The sequence below is a fragment of the Stenotrophomonas sp. STEN054 genome, from assembly GCF_056854535.1.
The window spans coordinates 182814-203535 of sequence record NZ_JBXFWG010000001.1 but is presented as its reverse complement, the minus strand read 5'-3'; the positions used below and the strand labels follow the sequence as shown (position 1 = coordinate 203535).

The 20722-nt window shown below is 68.0% G+C and carries 19 protein-coding genes; 8 read left to right on the top strand and 11 right to left on the bottom strand.

Translation table 11 applies throughout. The features are described 5' to 3' along the window. Positions 1-419 precede the first annotated feature (419 nt). The 3 genes from AC1VXD_RS00850 to AC1VXD_RS00840 all read right to left on the bottom strand — a co-directional run bounded on the left by AC1VXD_RS00850 (position 420) and on the right by AC1VXD_RS00840 (position 3017). Positions 420-1580 (bottom strand): MFS transporter, encoded by a 1161-nt coding sequence (locus AC1VXD_RS00850; RefSeq protein ID WP_482990417.1) that lies wholly within the window; start codon positions 1578-1580, stop codon positions 420-422. 258 nt (positions 1581-1838) lie between these two features. Next, positions 1839-2588: a TerC family protein gene (locus AC1VXD_RS00845; protein WP_482990416.1), complete on the bottom strand. Its 750-nt coding sequence runs from the start codon at positions 2586-2588 to the stop codon at positions 1839-1841. Positions 2589-2621: 33 nt separating this feature from the next. Next, positions 2622-3017, bottom strand: a complete 396-nt coding sequence (locus AC1VXD_RS00840; RefSeq protein WP_482990415.1) for a diacylglycerol kinase — start codon at positions 3015-3017, stop codon at positions 2622-2624. Positions 3018-3230: 213 nt separating this feature from the next. On the opposite strand from AC1VXD_RS00840, the gene AC1VXD_RS00835 reads away from it, so the two are divergent. After that, complete coding sequence (locus AC1VXD_RS00835) at positions 3231-3932, top strand: SGNH/GDSL hydrolase family protein (RefSeq protein ID WP_482990414.1); 702 nt, start codon at positions 3231-3233, stop codon at positions 3930-3932. A 170-nt stretch (positions 3933-4102) separates the two neighbouring features. Here the strand turns inward: AC1VXD_RS00835 and AC1VXD_RS00830 are convergent, their stop codons facing one another. The 3 genes from AC1VXD_RS00830 to AC1VXD_RS00820 form a co-directional block, all read right to left on the bottom strand. Continuing rightward, a complete protein-coding gene (locus tag AC1VXD_RS00830) occupies positions 4103-5374 on the bottom strand; it encodes a sensor histidine kinase (RefSeq protein WP_482990413.1) in 1272 nt (423 codons plus the stop codon). Positions 5375-5524: 150 nt separating this feature from the next. Further along, a complete protein-coding gene (locus AC1VXD_RS00825; protein WP_002811889.1) occupies positions 5525-6238 on the bottom strand; it encodes a response regulator transcription factor in 714 nt (237 codons plus the stop codon). A gap of 87 nt (positions 6239-6325) precedes the next feature. Continuing rightward, on the bottom strand, positions 6326-6970 hold the full coding sequence (locus AC1VXD_RS00820; RefSeq protein ID WP_482990412.1) for an arylesterase: 645 nt from the start codon (positions 6968-6970) through the stop codon (positions 6326-6328). Between the two features lie 75 nt (positions 6971-7045). Here AC1VXD_RS00820 and AC1VXD_RS00815 point away from each other — a divergent pair, with 75 nt between their 5' ends. From AC1VXD_RS00815 to AC1VXD_RS00805, 3 genes are all read left to right on the top strand, one after another. Continuing rightward, positions 7046-7693, top strand: a complete 648-nt coding sequence (locus tag AC1VXD_RS00815; RefSeq protein ID WP_108767784.1) for an ABC transporter ATP-binding protein — start codon at positions 7046-7048, stop codon at positions 7691-7693. Then, on the top strand, positions 7690-10206 hold the full coding sequence (locus AC1VXD_RS00810; RefSeq protein WP_482990411.1) for an ABC transporter permease: 2517 nt from the start codon (positions 7690-7692) through the stop codon (positions 10204-10206). Before AC1VXD_RS00815 ends, AC1VXD_RS00810 begins: the two co-directional genes overlap by 4 nt. Before the next feature lie 115 nt (positions 10207-10321). Then, a complete protein-coding gene (locus tag AC1VXD_RS00805) occupies positions 10322-10807 on the top strand; it encodes a hypothetical protein (protein ID WP_482990410.1) in 486 nt (161 codons plus the stop codon). A gap of 28 nt (positions 10808-10835) precedes the next feature. On the opposite strand, the gene AC1VXD_RS00800 is transcribed toward AC1VXD_RS00805, so the two are convergent. The 5 genes from AC1VXD_RS00800 to AC1VXD_RS00780 form a co-directional block, all read right to left on the bottom strand. Beyond that, the gene (locus AC1VXD_RS00800) at positions 10836-11762 is read right to left on the bottom strand and encodes a DUF6607 family protein (RefSeq protein ID WP_482990409.1); all 927 of its coding nucleotides are present in this window, start codon (positions 11760-11762) and stop codon (positions 10836-10838) included. 71 nt (positions 11763-11833) lie between these two features. Then, on the bottom strand, positions 11834-12436 hold the full coding sequence (locus tag AC1VXD_RS00795) for a Hemin transport protein (RefSeq protein ID WP_079220664.1): 603 nt from the start codon (positions 12434-12436) through the stop codon (positions 11834-11836). A 5-nt stretch (positions 12437-12441) separates the two neighbouring features. Then, positions 12442-14628, bottom strand: coding sequence for a TonB-dependent hemoglobin/transferrin/lactoferrin family receptor (locus tag AC1VXD_RS00790; RefSeq protein ID WP_482990408.1), 2187 nt, complete (start codon positions 14626-14628; stop codon positions 12442-12444). A gap of 149 nt (positions 14629-14777) precedes the next feature. Beyond that, entirely contained in the window at positions 14778-14972 is a 195-nt protein-coding gene (gene hemP, locus AC1VXD_RS00785) for a hemin uptake protein HemP (RefSeq protein ID WP_005412278.1), read from the bottom strand. Between the two features lie 166 nt (positions 14973-15138). Then, complete coding sequence (locus AC1VXD_RS00780; RefSeq protein ID WP_482990407.1) at positions 15139-16110, bottom strand: potassium channel beta subunit family protein; 972 nt, start codon at positions 16108-16110, stop codon at positions 15139-15141. A gap of 191 nt (positions 16111-16301) precedes the next feature. Between AC1VXD_RS00780 and AC1VXD_RS00775 the strand changes: the two genes are divergently transcribed. The 4 genes from AC1VXD_RS00775 (at position 16302) to AC1VXD_RS00760 (ending at position 20718) form a co-directional block, all read left to right on the top strand. Continuing rightward, positions 16302-17600 (top strand): NupC/NupG family nucleoside CNT transporter, encoded by a 1299-nt coding sequence (locus AC1VXD_RS00775; RefSeq protein ID WP_116865111.1) that lies wholly within the window; start codon positions 16302-16304, stop codon positions 17598-17600. A 25-nt stretch (positions 17601-17625) separates the two neighbouring features. Further along, positions 17626-18582, top strand: coding sequence for a ribokinase (locus AC1VXD_RS00770; protein ID WP_482990406.1), 957 nt, complete (start codon positions 17626-17628; stop codon positions 18580-18582). A 302-nt stretch (positions 18583-18884) separates the two neighbouring features. After that, a complete protein-coding gene (dusB, locus tag AC1VXD_RS00765) occupies positions 18885-19880 on the top strand; it encodes a tRNA dihydrouridine synthase DusB (protein WP_482990405.1) in 996 nt (331 codons plus the stop codon). Between the two features lie 10 nt (positions 19881-19890). After that, a complete protein-coding gene (locus tag AC1VXD_RS00760) occupies positions 19891-20718 on the top strand; it encodes a class I SAM-dependent methyltransferase (protein WP_482990404.1) in 828 nt (275 codons plus the stop codon). Positions 20719-20722: the final 4 nt, after the last annotated feature.

Here is a 20722-nt window from a genome sequence, read left to right as displayed (position 1 = left end):
GGTTGGCTGGGGGACGCTGCAAGTACGTCCCTGTAAGCTCGGTCGCCGCATCCATGCGGCTCACGCCCCCAGCCAACCCACCCTCCCGACCATGGACGGTTTATCGGCACCGCGGGAAAGATCAAAAAGAGCAAGAGCAAGAGCAAGAGCAAAAGCCAAAGCCCATGCTTCAGGCATTCGTGCCGACCAACGGTCGGCACCCACCAACAGCCGAGTGGACCTGTCGGGGGTGGGGCGGTGTGGGCTTGCAGGACCGCAGGCGCCATGGATGGCGCCTACGAGCCCCCATGGACGGGTTTACGGCGTGTCCTGCAAGCCCACACCGCCCCGCCCAACCAGCAGAAAACCAGCACCGCTTTTGACGTTGACGTTGATTCTGCGGGTGCAGGGCTGCAAGCCCTGCCGGAACCCCACACCATTCAACAAGCCTCAGCCACCGGCGCGCGCGTCCGCCCCAGCCATGCCAGCAGCAGGCCCGATGCCGCCAGCAGGCCACCGGCCACCGGAATCGCCGCATACCCCAGGCCCGCGCTGATCACCGCACCGCCCAGCGCCGCACCCACCGCGTTGCCCAGGTTGAACGCACCGACGTTGATCGACGACGCCAGGCCCGGCGCCTCGCTGGCCACCTGCATCACCCGGATCTGCAGCGGCGGCACCAGGGCAAAGGTCGCCGCACCGAACAGCAGGACACCGAGCGCCGCCGTGGCGTGGCTCATGAAAGCCAGCGGCAGCACGAACATCAGCACCGCCAGCACGGCCAACAGGATGCGCGTGGCACCGTCCAGCGACCAGTCGGCCATGCGCCCGCCGATGCCATTGCCGACGGTGAAGCCGATGCCGATCAGTGCCAGCGACATCGCAATGAATGCATTCGACGCGCCCGTCAGTTCGCTCAGTACCGGGGCCACGTAGGTGTAGAGGGTGAACATCGCACCGGCACCCAGCACCGTGGTGGCCATCGCCAGCAGCACCTGCGGCTGCAGGATCGCGCGTATCTCGCGACGCACGTCCGGGCGCGCATCCGGCGCCGACGCCGGCAGCGCCAGACCCAATGCGGTGATTGCCACCAGGCCCAGTACCGCGGTACCGGCGAAGGACAGGCGCCAGCCCAGCTGCTGGCCGACCCAGGTGGCCAGCGGCACGCCACCGATGTTGGCGATGGTCAGGCCCATGAACATGGTCGCCACCGCTGCCGCCTGCTTCTCCTTCGGTACCAGGCTGGCGGCGACCACGGCACCGATGCCGAAGAACGCGCCATGGTTGAGGCTGGTGACCAGGCGTGACAGCAGCAGCAGGCCGTAGTTCGGCGCCAGCGCCGACAGCAGGTTGCCGACCACGAAGATCGACATCAGCAGCATCAGCGCGGTGCGCTTGCCGAACCGCCCCATCAACAGGGTCATCACCGGTGCGCCCAGCATCACGCCGACGGCATAGGCGGTGATCAGCATGCCGGCGGAAGGAATGCTCACGCCCACGCCATCGGCGATGACTGGCAACAGGCCCATCGGGGCGAACTCGGTGGTGCCGATGGCGAAGGCGCCGACGGCGAGGGCCAGCAGTGCGGCTCTGGAATTCATGGGGGTTCCTGTGGGGAGGAAACGGAAGGCTGCGTAGCCTGCGCGCTTTGCCGCCGCCGATTAAGCCTCGCCGCGGGAAAACAGTGTTGATCCCGGTTCACAGGTAGCGGGAACCGCCCCGCCGGGCATCGCCCGGCGCTACCAGACCACGCCACGAGCGGTAGCGCCGGGCCATGCCCGGCGAGCGCAGCGGCCCCGATAACGCAGGACCCCCGGCAGTGCCGGGGGTCCTGGGTTGCATGCGTGGCAGAAGCCCGTTTACCAGTTGCCGGCACCCGGCACGTGGTGGTCGCGTGCGCGGCGGCGCATCAGCAGGTTCAGCCATTCCACCAGCACCGAGAAGCCCATCGCGGCGTAGATGTAGGGCTTGGGCACGTGCACGTCCAGGCCGTCCAGGATCAGCACCGCACCGATCAGCAGGATGAAGGCCAGGGCCAGCATCTTCACCGTCGGGTTGGCATCGATGAAGCGGCCCAGCGGGTTGGCGGCCAGCAGCATCACCAGCACCGACAGCAGGATGGCGGCGACCATTACCGGGATGTGGTCGGCAATGCCGACGGCGGTGATGACCGAGTCCAGCGAGAACACGATGTCGATGACCGCGATCTGCGCGATGACGTAGCCGAACACGGCCGAGGCCTTGGTGGTGCTGGGGTCTTCATCCTCGCCACCGCTGATCAGCTCCTTGATCTCCATGAAGCCCTTGATGATCAGGAACAGGCCACCGACGATCAGCACCAGGTCGCGGATGGAGATGCCCATGCCGGCCACGGTGAACAGGTTGGCCGCCATGTGCGCCAGGTAGGCCAGCGATACCAGCAGGCCGATGCGGGTGATGCAGGCCACGGCAATGCCGAGCTTGCGCGCGAACGGGCGACGCTCTTCCGGCAGCTTGCTGACGGCGATGGAGATGAACACCAGGTTGTCGATGCCGAGCACGATTTCCAGGGCGCTGAGGGTGAACAGGGTTACCCAGGCGTTGGGGTCGGCGAGAAACTCAAAGGACATGGAGACTCTTCAGGACAGTGGGGGAATGGGGGTTCAGGCGTACGTGCCGCCCAGCAGGTGGGGCACCACGACCAGTGCCCAGCACAGCAGCACGTTCATCATCAGCACGAACACTGCTGCCGAGCCCATGTCCTTGGCGCGGCCAGCCAGCTCGTGGATCTCGGCGCCGTAGCGCTCGATCACCGCTTCGATGGCCGAGTTGGCCAGTTCCATCGCCAGCACCAGCAGCATCGAGCCGATCATCAGCGCGCGCTCGACCGGGGTCTGGCCCAGCCACAGCGCCAGCGGGGTCAGCACGACCAGAAGGTAGACCTCCAGCCGGAACGAAGACTCGTGCAGCCAGGCGGCGCGCAGGCCCTGCCAGGACCAGCGCGCGGCCTGGAAGATGCGCCGCGGGCCGCGGGGCATGTGGCCGAACTGATCAGCCACGAGGGAAATATCCAGCAACAGGGGCGCGGCGCAGCGACCGCTCAGACGCACGGCAGGCAATCATGGGTGCACAGGAATGGGCAGACAGCCCCCATTTTGCCACAAGGGCGACAGCAGCAGCCCTCGGCGGCCGGCCAACGACCCGCCATGGGCAAGCGCAGCACGGCGGCGAACTCCTATGATGGGTGTCCCCTGCCCTTGCTGGAGCCGCTGATGACACTCGCCCGAACCTGTCTGCTGTCGCTTGGATTGCTGACCCTGGCCCCGCTGGCCCAGGCGTTGAGCCCGCCGGCCGCGCCGCACGTGCCCGACCAGGTGTCCAATGTGGCCTGGGAAGGCGACATTGCCAGCTTCCTCAAGGCCGACCAGGGCAACCCGCCGCCGCGCGGGGGCATCGAGTTCATCGGCAGCTCCTCGATCCGCTTCTGGGAGAGCCTGGCCGAGGACTTCCCGGGCCAGCAGGTGTTCAACCGTGGCTTCGGTGGTTCGGAAGTGCGCGACAGCACCTGGTATGCCGACCAGATCGTGGTGCCGTATGCGCCGTGCAAGGTGTTCTTCTACGCTGGCGACAACGATCTCAACAGCGGCCGCAGCGCCACCCAGGTGCGCGATGACGTGGTGGCCTTCGTGCAGCGCGTGCACCGCGACCTGCCGAAGACCAAGGTCGAATACCTGTCGATCAAGCCCAGCCCGTCGCGCGCGCACCTGCTGCCGGCGATCAACCAGGCCAACGCGATGATCAAGGCCGCCCTGGCCAAGCTGCCCAACGCCGGCTACACCGACATCTACACCCCGATGCTGGGCGCCGATGGCCAGCCGGATGCGAAGCTGTTCCGCGAGGACATGCTGCACATGACCCCGGCCGGCTATGCGATCTGGACCAAGGCCGTGGCGCCGAAGGTCACCTGCCGCTGAGGCGGCACGGTCGCCGGGCACGGCCCGGCGCTACCGCATCCACGCATGGCGTGGATCTACTGCAGATCGCGGCTGTCGGTCAGTCGCCGGGCATGGCTCGGCGCCACCTCATTCGCGCATGGCGTGGATCCACCGCGGACGGTAGCGCCGGGCCATGCCCGGCGTCGGGATCAGCGGAAAACGACCGTCGCTTCGGTGCCCTTGCCCAGCTCGCTGGCGAGGCTGACCTTCCAGCCGAAGCGGTCGCACAGCCGGCGCACGATCGACAGGCCCAGGCCGGTACCCTGCGGGCGATCCGGTTCGGCGCGGTAGAACGGCTCGAACGCGCGGGCCAGCGCCTCGGCCGACATGCCGATGCCGGTATCACGCACCACCACCCGGTCAGAGTCGACCTGCACGTCGATGCGGCCTTCGTCGGTGTAGTTGCAGGCGTTGCGCACCAGGTTGCTGACCACCACCTGCAGCACCCGCGGCGGCGCGTGCAGCTGCACCGGGCCGGCGCTGTGCAGGTGCACCGCCACCGGGCGGTTGCCCAGCAGTTCGTTGGCGTTGTCCACTTCGTAGCGGACAATGTCGTTGACATCGAACAGCTCGATCTGCGGCTCGATGTCGGCCTCGCGGGCCAGGATCAGGAACGCATCGATCACCGCTTCCATGTCCCGCCCGGCGCGCTGGATGCGCTGCAGGCTGCGGCGCAGGCGCGGTTCCAGGGTCTCATCGCCCAGCGCCATGTCGCTGGCCACGCGGATCACGGTCAGCGGCGTACGCAGTTCGTGGCTGGCATCGCGGGTGAAGTTGCGCTCGCGTGCCACATGGTCGGTGACCCGGTTGGCCAGTGAGTGCAGCGCCGCCGCCAGCTGGCGGGTCTCGCCCTGCATGTCGGCCGGCAGCTTGTCCGGCTCCAGATCGGCCGCCTCGGGGTGGCCGGGGTCCCAGCGCGACACCCGCCGCGCCAGCCAGTTCACCGGCGACACCAGGCGCTTGGACGCGCGGTAGGTCACCCAGCTGGCGCCGTAGACGGCCAGCAGGGTCAGCAGCACCGGCACAATGCCGAACCAGAAGGCCAGCATTTCCGCGCGCGAGCGCAGGAACACCAGGTACAGGCGGCCCTGCGGCCGGGCATCGACCAGCACCAGCTGGTCATCGCCGGGCAGTTCATGGAAACCGGGTTCGAGCGTGCGCAGATTGGCCGGCAGCGACAGGCTGGAGCGCCCGCGCTCGAGCAGGTAGCCGCGGATGTTCTGGGTATTGGGCGGCGGCTGCGCGGGCGAGGCCTCGTGCAGCGTCCAGTAGTAGGCGGCCTCTTCGCGCAGGGCGGCGCCCACCAGGCTGTGCTTGATCACCAGCGAGACCAGCCAGGCGCCCAGCAGGATGCCTACGCTGGCCAGCACTGCCTGCAGGATGAAAGCGATACGGATCTTGCGCGGCAGGCCGTGCGGCATTGCGGGGTCCCGGTTGAAGCGCTGCGATTATAGGCAGCGCGCCGTGCCGGCGACGTGCACGGAGGGTGATACCCCCTGCAGCCGACAGCCCGTTCCCTGCCCCGCGACCCGGCCGAAGCCGGGGCGGGCCTGTTCCTGTACCGGCACTGCTCAGGCCATGGGCTGGGCGATGTCGGCGATGCGGTAACCGGCGCTCTGCACGGTGTGCAGCAGCGGACGGTCGAACGGCTTGTCGATGATCTTGCGCAGGTTGTACAGATGGCTGCGCAGGGTGTCCGAATCCGGCAGCCCGTTGCCCCAGATCTCGCGTTCGATTTCCTGGCGGGTGACCACGCGGGGCGATTCCCGCATCAGGATGGTCAGCAGGCGCAGGCCGATCGGCGAAAGCTGCAGTTCGGTACCGGCGCGGGTGGCCCGCATGCTGACCGGATCGAGCACCAGGTCGGCGACCTTGAGCACTTCCGAACCGACCTGGCGACGTTCGCGGCGGATCAGCGCGCGCAGGCGGGCTTCCAGTTCCTGGATGGCGAACGGCTTGGTCAGGTAGTCATCGGCACCAAACCCCAGGCCGGTGAGCTTGTCGTCCAGCGTGTCACGCGCGGTCAGCATCAGCACCGGCGTCGACTTGCGGGCATCGTTGCGCAGGCGGCGGCACACTTCGATGCCATCCAGGCGCGGCAGCATCAGGTCCAGCACGACCACGTCGTAGCTGTTTTCAGCGGCCAGACGGTAGCCGTCCAGGCCATCCTGCGCATAGTCCACCTCGAAGCCACGGCCTTCCAGGTATTCGCCGATCATCTCGGAGATGTTGCGGTTGTCCTCGACCACCAGCACCAAGCCGGAAGTCTCCTTCGTCTGACGCATGTGAGTACCTCTTTCTTCAGCTTTGTGAAACATGCCCGATCGACGGTGGACGCGATGTGAAGTTCCGTCAAGACACCGAAAAAAGTTTCACAGCAGGGGTTCGAGCAGCGGCCAGACGTTGTCCAGCACCTTCGGCTGGGCCTGCGCGGTAGGGTGCAGGCCGTCTGCCTGCATCAGCCCCGGCTGCAGGGCCACGCCCTCCAGCAGGAACGGCAGCAGCGGCACCTGGTACCTGTCGGCCAGCGCGCGGTAGGCGGCGGCCAGGCGCTGGCGGTAGGCCGGGCCGTAGTTGGGCGGCACGTCGATGCCCAGCAGCAGCACCTTGGCGCCGGCGGCGCGGCTGGCCAGCAGCATCTTTTCCAGGTTGCCCTGCACCTGCGCCGGGGTCAGCCCACGCAGGGCATCGTTGCCGCCCAGGGCAATGACCACGACGGTCGGCTTCTCCTTGGCCAGCAGGCCCGGCAGGCGGGTCAGCGCGCCGGCGGTGGTTTCCCCGCTCATGCTGGCGTTGACGATGCGGGGCGGGGATTTCGACTGCTGCCTGACCCGCTTGTCGAGCAGGGTGACCCAGCCTGCCTCGGCCGGGATATTGTGGGCAGCACTGAGGCTGTCACCGAGCACCAGCACCGTGCCCGCCGGACCTTTGGCACACGCCAGCCCGGACCACAGCAGCAACCCTAGCAGCAGCACCATCATCGTGCCGGCTTGCCGGCTCCATCCTGTAATGCGCATTGGAGTCTCCTCATCGACAGCCTGTCCCCCCGCAGCGCGTCCGTCGCCATCGCCGTCGACCAGGTCGGCAAATCCGTGCATGGCCCGGAGGGTGAAGTCCACATACTGGACAACATCACCCTCACGGTACATGAAGGCACCAGCGTGGCGATCGTCGGTGCCTCCGGTTCCGGCAAGACCACCCTGCTCGGCCTGCTGGCCGGGCTGGACCTGCCCAGCCGCGGCGGCATCACCCTGGCCGGGCAGGCGCTGGGCGCACTGGACGAGGAAGCCCGGGCGCAGCTGCGCGCACGCGAAGTGGGCTTCGTGTTCCAGAGCTTCCACCTGCTGCCAGCACTGACCGCGGCCGAAAACGTCGCACTGCCGCTGGAGCTGGCCGGCCGCGAGGACCGCGCGCGGGTCGATGAAGTACTGGCCCAGGTCGGCCTCTCGCACCGCGCCCGCCATTACCCGCGGCAGCTGTCCGGCGGCGAGCAGCAGCGCGTGGCCCTGGCCCGCGCCTTCGTCACCCGCCCGCGCATCCTGTTCGCCGATGAACCCACCGGTTCGCTGGACCAGGCCACCGGCCAGCACATCAGCGACCTGCTGTTCGAACTCAACGCCGGCAGCGGCACCACCCTGGTGCTGGTCACCCACGACCTGCGCCTGGCCCAGCGCTGCCAATACATCCACCGCATCGACAACGGTCGCCTGCAGGCGGTCGAGTACGGGGCACAGGCATGAACCTGCTGCGGCACGCCTGGCGCGCGCTGCGCCGCGAAGCCCTGGCTGGTGACCTGCTGACCGTCTTCGCCGCGCTGGTGCTGGGCGTGGCGGTGATGACCGCCGTCGGCACCCTGGTGAACCGGGTCAACCTGGCCCTGACCGGCAGCGCGGCCGAGATGCTGGGCGGCGACCTCGGCGTGGCCGGGCGCAGCGATCCACCTGCCGCCTTCGCCGAGGAAGCGCAGCGGCGCGGGCTGGCGCATACCCGCATCGCCGGCTTCGGCAGCGTGCTGTTCAACGGCGATGCCAGCCAGATGGCCAGCATCAAGGCGGTGCAGGCCGGCTACCCGCTGCGCGGCACGCTGCGGGTGCGGGCCACCCCGGGCGGCGCGCCGATCGCCGATGCCGGCATGCCGCCGCAGGGCCAGACCTATGCCGACCCGCGCCTGCTGCAGGCGCTGGGCCTGAAGGTCGGTGATGCGCTCGAGTTCGGTGCCGGCACGCTGCGCGTGGCCGGCATCATCGAGGCCGAGCCGGACAGCGGTGGCGACCTGCTGACGCTCTCGCCCACCCTGCTGGTCAATCGCGCCGACGTCGATGGCACCGGCCTGCTCGGGCCGGGCAGCCGCATCAACTACCGACTGATGGTGGCCGGTGCACCCGACCAGGTGGCCGCCTACCGGCAATGGCTGCTGCCGCAGGTGAAGGGCATGCGCCTGCTGAGCGTGGACGACACCCAGCGCGGCGTGCGCCAGGCGTTTGATCTGGCCGGCCGCTTTCTGGGTCTGAGCGCGCTGCTGGCAGTGCTGCTGGCCGGCGTGGCCACCGCGCTGGCGGCAAACCGCTTCGCCCTGCGCCGCATCGACCAGGTGGCGATCCTGCGCTGCCTGGGTGCGCGCCAGCGCGACATCCTCGCTGGCCTGGCGCTGCAGCTGCTGATGCTGGCGGTGCCGGCCTGCGCGCTCGGCATCGGCCTGGGCATGGTCGCGCAGGAGGGCCTGGTGCAGGTGCTGGGCAGTCTGGTGCCGCAGCGCCTGCCGCTGCCCGAGGCCACCCCGGCGCTGACCGGTGCGGGCATCGGCCTGCTGCTCTTGTTCGGCTTCGGCCTGCCGCCGCTGCTGCGCCTGCGCGGGGTGCCGCCAATGCGCGTGCTCAACCGTTCCTTCGCCGCCCTGCCGCCGGCCTCGCTGCTGGCCTACGTGGCGGCGCTGGCGGCCAGCCTGGTGCTGGCGGTGCAGGTCACCGGCGATCTGAAGCTGGCGCTGTGGGTGCTGGGCGGCCTGGCCGCGCTGGCACTGGCCGCCGGCGTGGTCGGCTTCGGCCTGCTGCAGCTGCTGCGCGGCCTGCAACATCGCCTGCATGGCAACTGGCGGCTGGGCCTGGCCGCGCTGACCCGGCGGCGGATGCTGGCGGTGATGCAGCTGGTGGGCCTGTCGCTGTCGCTGTGCGCGCTGCTGCTGCTGGCGGTGACCGGCCCCGGGCTGCTGCAGCAGTGGCGCGAGCGCCTGCCGGAGAACACGCCCAACTACTTCCTGATCAACATCCAGCCCGAGCAGCGCGACAGCGTGCTGGCCGCGCTGCAGGGGCTGGGCGCGGCCGATGCCAGCGTCGAACCGATGGCCACCGGCCGCCTGATCGCGATCAACGGCAAGCCGCCGCTGCGCGTGGACCGTACGCCGGAGCAGAACGGCCAGTCGCCGCAAGGGGAAGGCCAGCGCGACGACGATGACGAGAACCGGCCGTTGAACTTCAGCTGGCGCAGCACCTTCCCACCGGCCAACACGCTGCTTGAGGGCACGTTCTGGAAGGCCGACAGCACCGCGCCGGAGGCCTCGGTAGAAACCGGCTGGGCCAAGCGCTACGGCACGCACCTGGGCGACCGCATCACCATTGCCGTGGGCGAGCAGGAACGCGAGTTCACTGTCACCAGCGTGCGCAAGGCGGACTGGAACACCTTCCGCCCGAACTTTTTCGTGCTGCTCAACCCCAACGCGGTGGGCGATACGCCGCACAACCTGCTGTCGGCGTTCCACCTGCCGGCCGGCAAGGCCGCTGGACTGGGCGCGCTGGTGCGCGAACAGCCGAACCTGTCGCTGCTGGATGTCGATGCGGTGATCTCGCAGGTGCGCGAGGTGATGAACCGCGTCGCGCAGGCGGTGCAGCTGGTGATGGTGTTCAGCCTGCTGGCCGGCGTGCTGGTGCTGCTGGCCGCACTGCAGGCTACCGCCGGCGAGCGCCGCTACGACAGCGCGGTGCTGCGCACGCTGGGGGCCACCCGGCGCCAGCTGCGCGGTGCGGTACTGGTGGAATTCGGCGCGCTGGGGGCGCTGGCCGCGATGTTGGCGGTAGGTGCGGCGGCCGGCATCGGCGTGGCGGTATCGCAGAAGGTGTTCGAGCTGCCGCTGCTGCCGCCATGGCCGGGCCTGCTGCTGGGCGGGCTGGTGGGCATCGGCCTGAGCCTGCTGGCCGGCTGGTGGGGCACGCGGACGATCCTGCACACGCCGCCGGCGCTGGCCCTGCGCGAGGCCTGACGCCGCCGTGACACGCTGCGGGTGGGGCCGGCTGTATGCTGCGCGCCCCACCTGATGAGATCGCCCGGGTGACCGGCACGTCGATTGCCGCTTGGGTAGTATTCAAGGAATGAAAATGAAACACGGCGCGTGCCTGAATCTGTTTCTTGGCAGTGTCCCGCTGATCGCCACGGTAATGCCCGCCTGCGCTCGCACTGCTGATGGCTACGTGCCGGACCCGGTACAAGCCTTCGTGCTGGAAACGGTGCTGGCCGACGAGGTCAGCGCCTTCCACTCTGGCCGCGGGACCTACTTGGTTCCGACTGGCGTGGCGCGCACGCGTGGGGATGCTGAGGTCCTGGCCGACCTGCGTGCGGAGTTCACGCGGTTCTACCAGGGCCAGCGCAAGCCGAGAAAGGAGGTCGCCCACATGGCGATCTTGGTCGCACAGACCGCACGGCTGCTGCCCGACAGGACGGCGTGCAGCACCGATCGCGTCCGCTGCAGCGAAGCAATCAGGGGCGTGCGCACGCGCGAGGACAAGCCCGGCCTGCACGCCACGCTGCGTGCGTTCCAGGACGCGGGGCTGGACCTGACCTCATTGGCCGGGCCAGCGGACTGAGTGGGGCGCATCCACGCATGGCGTGGATCTACTGGGCCTTTTCCACGTACTTGGCGAACACTTCGTCGATCTGCGTGTCCTTCACCTTCTTGCCCGACTGGATGTCGTCGGCCTGGGTGAACAGCGGGATGATCATCGCCATGCCATCCAGCTTGGTCTTCAGGTGCACGCCCGGGGCCTGGGTCAGGAAGCCGTCCCAGCGCTGGCGCACCTTGGCCCAGTAGCCAGCGGTCGCCTTCCAGTAGTCGCGCGCCGGGGTGAAGTCGACTTCGGTGGTCTTGATGTAGTCGTTGAAGCCGAACTCGCGGGCGATCTCCACTTGGCTGCCGTCGGCGTTGCGCTGCACCTTGGTGTTGAACTGTTCGTGGGTCCAGCCGTTCGGGGTGAGCGTGTGGCGGTTGACCACGGCCAGCGCGTTATAGTCGCTGCGCTTGGTGTATTCGCGGCGCGGCAGGGGACGCCAGCTGATGTCGCTGGTCCACGTCGGCACGTTGTTGTCGTAGGTCCAGGTGCCGGTGCCGCAGTAGCGCGGGGCGTCGCTCACTTCGTAGACGCACTGGGTCCAGGCGCCCGTGTTGGTGGCCGCTGCGATCGTGCGCACCTGCCAGGTCTGGTCGGCGCTGAACTCGAACCGGTTGGGGGCTTCATACACCCAGTCCTGGCGCCAGTGCTTGGTCACGTGGCCGCTCTTGGCGTCCACCAGCAGGTGCTGCAGGACAACGCGCCGCGGGCTGTCTTCAACCACGATCACCACTTCGTTGCCGGCACTGCGCATGGCCGGCGCACGCTCGTAGCCCGGCTTCAGCAGCACGGTTTCGTCGAAGGCGAAATCCACGGTGTACTCGCCCTGCATGGCCAGGATGCTGGCGTGGTCACGGGCGATATCGGAGGGCTGCGCGCTGGCTGCACCGCTTGCGGCGATCAGCACCATCACGCTGGCTGTCTGCAACTTCATCTGGAATTCCTTCGGGGTGTCACGTTCGAGGGGTGGCCATCCATGGCCGCATTCGATCCTTCAGGTTCGGGTTACAGGCGCACCAGCGGCAGCTCGCCCGGAATGCGGGGTGCAGGCCTGCGCGCGGCATCGGCGCAGCAGCAGTCATCGATGGACAGCTCGCCCTCGGCACCCTCCAGCCGCGCGATGCGGCGCGCCGTCGCGGCGCCCAGCGAGGACAGCGTGGACAGGCTGGCGGCCAGGGTGCGGCCTTCGTCGGCGGCATGCAGGCGCAGCGCGCACAGGCGCCAACGCTGGCCCCCCAGGTGGCCGGCCAGGCGCCGCCACAGGCGCTCGCCGACACTGCCTTCAGCATCATGCTCCGGGCCCGGCGGCAGCGACGCCACCAGCCGGTCCCACGCCAGGAAATCGCTGTCCGGCAGCAGGTACAGGCGCCACACGCAGCGGCCGCGCCCGTCAAGGAAACACAGGCTTTCGCGCACCCCTTCACTGTCCACGCCCTGGCAGGCGTGCACCGAAACGGCCTGGCGCCAACCGCCCAGTTCGCTGCTGTCGGCGTGGTAGAGGCACAGCACGGTGCCCAGCGCGGCCAGCTGCGCCGGCGTGGGCCAGGCCTGCAGCGCGTGGTGCGGCAGGAAGGACGACAGGCGACGTGCAGACAGGGCTCGGCTCATGGGATTCACCAGGAAACGGCAAGGCTGGCCGACAGGGTGCGGCCGGGGCTGGTATAGCGGTCCAGGACGGTGCTGCTGGCCGAGAGGGTCGAGCCCACGTTGGACCAGTCGATGTAGCGTTTGTCACCCAGGTTGAACACACCGACGTTGACGGTGGCACCCGGCGCGAAGTTCCAGTGCGCCATAAGGTCGGCCACGCCGTAGCCGGCTGGGCGGTAGGCGGTGGCAGTTGCCAGGCGATCCTTGCGCTTGACGAAGGTGCCGGCCAATTCGACGCCCCAGGTGTCGGTGTCGTACATCAGGCCGACGGTGCCGCGCAGCGGGTCGATGGAATCCAGCGGCGTGTCTTCGGTCTTGTTGTCACCGCGCGACCAGGCCACTGCACTGCGCAGTGCCCAGCCCTGCAGCGCCGGGCTGACCTGGCCGAAATCCACGCCGGCCTTCAGTTCGGCACCGTAGATGCGCGCGTCGGCGATGTTGCGCGACTGGAACACCATCAGGCCCTGCTCGTTGGTGCCGACCAGCGACTGCGACTCGATGAAATCCTTGTAGTCGTTGTAGTAGCCGCTGAGGCTGACATACGCCACCGGCGCGACGAACCGCAGGCCCAGCTCCACGCCATCACTGGTTTCCGGCTTGAGGTCAGGGTTGGGAATGGCGGTGTAGCCGAAGGCGAAGTTGGTGAAGCCTAGATTGACGTCGTTGTACGGCGGCGAGCGGAAGCCGCGCGAATAGCCGGCAAACAGCGACCACACATCGGTGAAGCGGTAGACCAGGCCGAACTTCGGCGACACGCTGGTTTTGCTCAGCTTGGACACGGGCACGCCGGGATTGTCTTCGGCGAAGATGCTGTCCACTTCCGGCTTCAGTTCATAGCGGTCCACGCGCACGCCGGGCACCAGCGAGAGCCTGCCGTCGGCCAGGTGCATTTCGTCCTGCGCGTACAGGCCCAGCTCGGTGGTCTTGCTGATCGGGAAATCGCGTGCCGGGAATACATCCGGCAGCAGCGTGCTGGTGACCTGGCCGTTGGCCAGCATCTGATAACCGTCGCGCTTCTGGCGGATGTCGGTGCGCGCGCCGTCGAAGCCGTAGGTCAGCGCGTGTTCGACGCTGCCCGTGCTGAACGCCTTGTTGAACTGCGCCTGCAGGCCCCACGCACGCTGGTCGAAGTTGAACTCGCGATGGCGGCGGCTGCGGTTGGCGCGGCCTTCATCGGTGATCTGGGTGGTTTCGCTGTGCTGGGTGTACAGCTGCCAATGCAGGCTGTCGGCGAAGGCCTTGTCCAGCGCATCCATTTCATGGGCGAAGGACACCCGCGTGCGGTTCTGCGTGTCGCGCGCCTTCATGCTGGTCGTGGTGGTGTGGTCGATGGAAGAAAACACGTTGGTATCGGTGTTGTCTTCGTTGCCTTCCACGGTCAGCCGGAAACGCTGGTCTTCGCTGGGCGCATACACCAGCTTCGCCAGTCCGCTGCGACCGTCGCGATCCTGCGGGTTGGCGGCGGTGCGGGTGTTGTCGAGGCTGCGGATGTCGCCCTGGTTGCCGGTTTCCTGGCCCTGGTGATGGTTGATGTTGACCATGCCGCTCCAGTGTTCGCCCCCCCAGGCACCGGTGACGCCACCCAGCAGGCCCTTCCACTCGCCGTCAAAGCCGAACTTCAGGCCGGCGTAGCTGTCCTTGCCGTCCTTCAGGTAGTCGGCCGGATCTTTGGTGACGAAGGCCACCACGCCGCCGAGGGCGTCCGAGCCGTACAGGGAACTGGCCGGCCCGCGCACGATCTCCACGCGCTTGAGCGTGTCCAGATCGGTGAAGTTGCGGTTGGCGTTGGAGAACGAGCCGATGTTGAAACTGGTCGGCATGGCGATGCCATCGGTCTGGATGCGCACGCGGTTGCCGTCCAGCCCACGGATGCGGATGCTGCCCAGGCCGAAGCGGGTGGTGCTGCGGCCGGCCGACAGACCGGGTTCGTAGCGGATCAGGTCCTTGATGTCGTGCACCAGCTGCCGGTCCATCTGCTCGCGGTCGATCACATCGACAGTGGCGGCCACGTCGCTGACCGCACGTTCGGTGCGGGTGGCGGTGACCTGCACCCGATCAAATTCGCGCGCTTCGGGCGCGGCATCGGCAGCAGCATGGGCGGACAGCGGCAAGGCCATCCACAGGGCAACGGACAGGGCAGTCGGGCGGGTCATCGGCGGTGATCGATCAGGCAGGGGGAGCCCCCGGCCACCGGCACGCCAGGCGTGCACGGACAGCCGAGGGGGAGAGAGCGGGAGCGGACGAGTCGCCCACCCTGCCGGCGGTGCCGGCAGGAGGGAGGGAGGCGGGCGACCAGGCCGCGTTACTTGGTCAGGATCAGCTTGTCGTTGCTGGTGTGGCGCAGCCGGTAGAAACGGTCGCCGTGCTGGATCAGGATTTCGCGGCGGCCCTTCAGCAGGGCTTCGCTGTCGATCACTTCTTCCGGCGGAACGACCCGCACCGGGCGGTCGCGCAGGGTCAGTGTTTCGGGGCGCAGCAGTACAGGTTGAGCATTCATGAGCATCTGGACTCGTGCGAGGGACGCAGTAGATGATAATGATTCTCAGTTAACAATCAACAACCATTCTCAACTTCATTAATGAGATTTATGATCGGTTTCTCAATTTCGATTGATCACATCAATGAGGGGCGCGGATCGGGAGCCGATCCGCGCCGCGAAGCCCTCAGGCGAAGACCGCTTCCACCTGCGCCCAGCCGGCATCGTCCACCTGCTGCAGCACGTCCAGCGCCTGCAGGTTCTGCAGCAGCTGGCTGACCCGGCTGGCGCCGAGAATCACGCTGGAGACATTCGGGTTGCGCAGGCACCAGGCGATGGCCAGGCTGGCCGGGGCATGGCCGAGCTCGGCGGCAATCCCGCTGAAGCGGCGCACCTGGGCCAGGCGCACGGCAGCGTTCTGGCCCAGCACCAGGTCCTGCAGCCAGCCCATGCCCTCGCGGCCCAGCCGTGCATCGGCGGGAATGCCCTGGTCGTACTTGCCGCTGAGCAGGCCCGAGGCCAGCGGCGAGAAGATGGTGGTCCCCAGCCCGGCGCTGGCATACAGCGGGGCGTACTCCACTTCCACCCGCTCGCGGTGCAGCAGGTTGTACTGCGGCTGCTCCATCGACGGTGCCTGCCAGTTGTGGCGGGCGGCGATGTCCACCGCTTCCTCGATCTGCGTGGCCGACCATTCGGACGTGCCCCAGTACAGCACCTTGCCCTGTCTTACCAGAGTGTCCATGGCGTGCACGGTTTCGGCGATGGGCGCGTCCGGATCCGGGCGGTGGCAGTAATAAAGGTCCAGATAGTCCACCTGCAGGCGCTTGAGCGCGGCGTGGCAGGCGTCGGTCACATGCTTGCGCGACAGGCCACGCTGGGTCGGGCGCGGGTCCTTGGCGCTGCCGAAGAACACCTTGCTGGACACGCAGTAGCCATCGCGCGGCAGGCGCAGGTCGGCGATCACGTCGCCCATCACCTGCTCGGCGCGGCCGTTGGCATAGCCCTCGGCGTTGTCGAAGAAGTTGATGCCGTGATCCCAGGCGGCTGCGACCAGGTTGCGGGCCTCGTCACGCGGCACCTGGTCGCCGAAGGTCACCCAGGCGCCGAAGGACAGGGCGGACACCGGCAGGCCGGTGGAGCCAAGGCGACGGTAGAGCATGCGATTCTCCTGTTGCAGGCCCGCATACGGGCCGGGATCGAGCCCCATTCTACCCGCCCCCGTCTGCGGCAAGCCCTTGCCGTTGCTGGCCTGATCGGTGCCGATGGGCCCGCGCACGCCGCTTTTCCTTGCTCCAGCCCCGGCCCTGCACTAGGCTTCCCGTTTTTCGCGCGCCCCCGGGGGGAGCTCTCATGGTCGAAGGTTTGGGCAGGATCGGCTTCGGCCTTTTCGGGTTGGCGGTGCTGATCGGCATCACCTGGCTGTTTTCCAACAACAAGCGCGCGGTGGACTGGAAGCTGGTCATCACCGGCATCACCCTGCAGATCGCCTTCGCGGCGCTGGTGATCCTGGTACCGGGCGGGCGTGACGTGTTCGATGCCCTGGGCAAGGGCTTCGTCAAGATCCTCAGCTTCGTCAACGAGGGCTCGGGCTTCATCTTCGGCTCGTTGATGGACACCCAGAACTACGGCTTCATCTTCGCCTTCCAGGTGCTGCCGACCATCATCTTCTTCTCGGCGCTGATGGGCGTGATGTACCACCTCAACATCATGCAGGGCATCGTCCGCGTGATGGCGTGGTCGATCACCAAGGTGATGCGCGTGTCCGGTGCGGAAACCACCAGCGTCTGCGCCAGCGTCTTCATCGGCCAGACCGAGGCGCCGCTGACCGTGCGCCCGTACATCGCCAAAATGACCCAGTCCGAGCTGCTGACCATGATGATCGGCGGCATGGCCCACATCGCCGGCGGCGTGCTGGCGGCCTACGTGGGCATGCTCGGCGGCGGCGACCCGGCGCAGCAGGCCTTCTACGCCAAGCATCTGCTGGCGGCCAGCATCATGGCGGCCCCGGCCACCCTGGTCGTGGCCAAGCTGCTGATCCCGGAAACCGGTACCCCGCTGACCCGCGGCACGGTGAAGATGGAAGTCGAGAAGACCTCCAGCAACATCATCGACGCGGCTGCGGCCGGCGCCGGCGACGGCCTGAAGCTGGCGCTGAACATCGGCGCGATGCTGCTGGCCTTCATCGCCCTGATCGCCCTGTTGAACGCCCCGCTGACCTGGATCGGTGATGTCACCGGCCTGGCTGCCGCGATCGGCAAGCCGACCAACCTGTCGACCATCTTCGGTTACGTGCTGGCCCCGATCGCCTGGGTGATCGGCACCCCGTGGGCCGACGCCACCACCGTCGGCTCGCTGATCGGGCAGAAGGTCGTCATCAACGAATTCGTGGCCTACACCGAGCTGTCGCAGATCGTGAACGGCCAGATCGCCGGCGTGTCGCTGTCCGACGAAGGCCGCCTGATCGCGACCTACGCCCTGTGCGGCTTCGCCAACTTCAGCTCGATCGCCATCCAGATCGGCGGCATCGGCGGCCTGGCCCCGGAACGTCGACACGACCTGGCCAAGTTCGGCCTGCGCGCCGTGCTGGGCGGTACCATCGCCACCTTCATGACGGCGACCATCGCCGGCGTGCTGACGCACTTCAGTTGAACCCTTGTTTGAGAAGAAATCCCCTATGAGCAGCAGTGTCGTTGTCGTCGGTTCCTTCAATGTCGATCACGTGTGGCGGTGCGAAGCGCTGCCGGCGCCGGGCGCGACCATTGCCGGCCGCTACAGCACCGGCCCGGGTGGCAAGGGCTTCAACCAGGCCGTGGCTGCCTGCCGGGCCGGTGCAGACACCACGTTCGTGTGCGCGCTCGGCGATGACGTCGGTGGCGCCACGGCGCGTGACCTGGCCGCGCAGGATGGCTTCGCGCTGATCGCCGAGGCCAGCAGCGAGCCGACCGGCACCGCCGGCATCTACGTCGATGCCCGTGGCCGCAACACCATCGTCATCGGCCCCGGCGCCAATGCCGCCCTGAGTACCGCGTTCGTGGAACAGCAGCAGGCGCTGCTGGCCGGTGCCAAGGTGGTGCTGGTGCAGCTGGAATCGCCGGTGCAGACCATCGAAGCCGCGCTGGCTGCGGCGCGCGAAGCCGGTGTCACCACCGTGCTCAACGCCGCACCGGCCGACGCCCCGTCCAGCATCGGCCTGCTGAAGCTGGCCGATGTGCTGACCCCGAATGAGACCGAGTTCGCGTCGCTGCTCGGCCGCCACGTGGGTGAGCGCGTGGATGCCGACGACGTGGCCGCGCTGGATGGCGCCAGCCTGCACGCGCTGTGCCGCAAGCTGGTTGGCAACGGCACCGTGGTGGTCACCCTGGGTGCCGTGGGCGTGTTCGTTTCGCACGCCGACGAGAACCTGCGTGGCGACACCCAGCCGTACTACCGCGTGGGCGCCGAGCAGGTGCAGGCCATCGACACCACCGGTGCCGGTGATGCCTTCAACGGTGCGCTGGCGGCCTCCATCGCCCAGGTGCCGGACGCACCGTTCGCCCGCCACGTGCGTTTCGCCAACCAGTTCGCCGGCCGTTCCACCGAGAAGGAAGGGGCCGCTGCGGCGATGCCGCGCTTCACCCCGGCCGACGCGTAGATCCACGCCATGCGTGGATGAAAACCCCGGGCGTGCGAATGCCCGGGGTTTTTTGTGTCCCGCGAAACGCCCCATCCACGCATGGCGTGGATCTACTGGGTGCGTGTGCCGCCCCATCGATGGGTGGCATGGATGGGCCTTCCCCAATGACCCAGCCGCCCACCATGACCGGCCCGTGGGGGCGGCGGAAGCGACCATCAAGCATCTGCTGATGCCGGTGTGGCATGAGGTCGGTCCGGATTGGCCTGAACAGGGCCGCCGCTGACGGCGCTGCGGCGGGCCCTGCAGCCTACAATGGGCACATGCAGATCGGCCCGTACACCATTGCCCCCAACGTCGTGCTGGCCCCCATGGCCGGCGTCACCGACAAGCCCTTCCGCCTGCTGTGCAAACGGCTGGGCGCAGGTCTGGCCGCCTCGGAAATGACCATCAGCGACCCGCGCTTCTGGACCACGCGCAAGTCGATCCACCGCATGGACCACGAAGGCGAGCCGGCACCGATCAGCGTGCAGATTGCCGGCACCGAGCCGCAGCAGCTGGCCGAGGCGGCGCGCTACAACGTCGACCACGGCGCGCAGATCATCGACATCAACATGGGCTGCCCGGCCAAGAAGGTGTGCAACGCCTGGGCCGGCTCGGCGCTGATGCGCGATGAGCTGCTGGTGGCGCGCATCCTCGAAGCCGTGGTCAACGCGGTGGACGTGCCGGTCACCCTGAAGATCCGCACCGGCTGGGACTGCGATCATCGCAACGGCCCGGTGATCGCGCGCATCGCCGAGGACAGCGGCATCGCCGCGCTGGCCGTGCACGGCCGCACCCGCGACCAGCATTACACCGGCCAGGCCGAGTACGCCACCATCGGTGAGATCAAGGCCGCGCTGCGCATTCCGGTCATCGCCAACGGCGATATCGATTCGCCGCAGAAGGCCGCCCATGTACTGCAGCAGACCGGCGTGGACGCGGTGATGATCGGCCGTTCGGCACAGGGCCGGCCATGGATCTTCCGTGAAGTGGCGCACTACCTGGCCACCGGCCAGGAACTGCCGCCGCCCTCGCTGCAGGAAGTGCGCGACATCCTGCTGGGACACCTGCATGCGCTGCACGCGTTCTACGGTGAGCCGCAGGGCGTGCGCATCGCCCGCAAGCACCTGGGCTGGTACGCCAAGGACCGGCCGGAGAACGCCGCCTTCCGCGCGGTGGTCAATCGTGCCGAGGACCCGACCAGCCAGATCGCGCTGACCACCGAGTATTTCGACCGCCTGATTGCCGGGGAACCGGCGATGCCCTCCGCCGCCTGATGCCACTACCATGACGCCGCCGATCTCTTCCCCGACCTACCTGCACGGTTTTTCCGGCACCGAACAGCAGCGCCTGATGACCCAGGCACGCCTGCTGGAATCGAGCATCTTCAGCCAGATCGACTACACCGGTGCGCGCCACCTGCTGGAAGTCGGCAGCGGCGTCGGTGCGCAGACCGAAATCCTGCTGCGCCGCTTCCCCGGGCTGCACGTCACCGGCGTGGACCTGAGCGAAGCGCAGCTGGCCACCGCGCGTGAGAACCTGGCGCGCACGCCGTGGTGCAGCGACCGCTACACCCTGCAGCAGGCCGATGCCGGTGAACTGCCGTTCGAGGCCCGCAGCTTCGATTCGGCCTTCCTGTGCTGGGTGCTGGAACACGTGCCCTCCCCTGCCCGCGTGCTCAGCGAAGTGCGCCGAGTGCTGGCCCCGGGGTCGCCGGTCTACATCACCGAGGTGATGAACGCCTCCTTCCTGCTCGACCCGTATTCGCCGCACATCTGGCGCTACTGGATGGCCTTCAATGATTTCCAGCATGACCACGGCGGCGACCCGTTCGTTGGCGCCAAGCTCGGCAACCTGCTGCTGGCCGGTGGCTTCCGCGACGTGCACACCGAGATCAAGACCATCCACCTGGACAACCGTGAACCGGCACGCCGCAAGACGATGATCGCGTTCTGGGAACAGCTGTTGCTGTCGGCTGCCGACCAGCTGCTGCAGGCCGGCGCTGTTGACGAGGAAACCGTGGAAGGCATGCGCCGCGAGTTCCGCCTGGTGCAGAACGACCCGAACGCGGTGTTCTTCTATTCGTTCGTGCAGGGCCGCGCGACGGTGTATTGAGGTA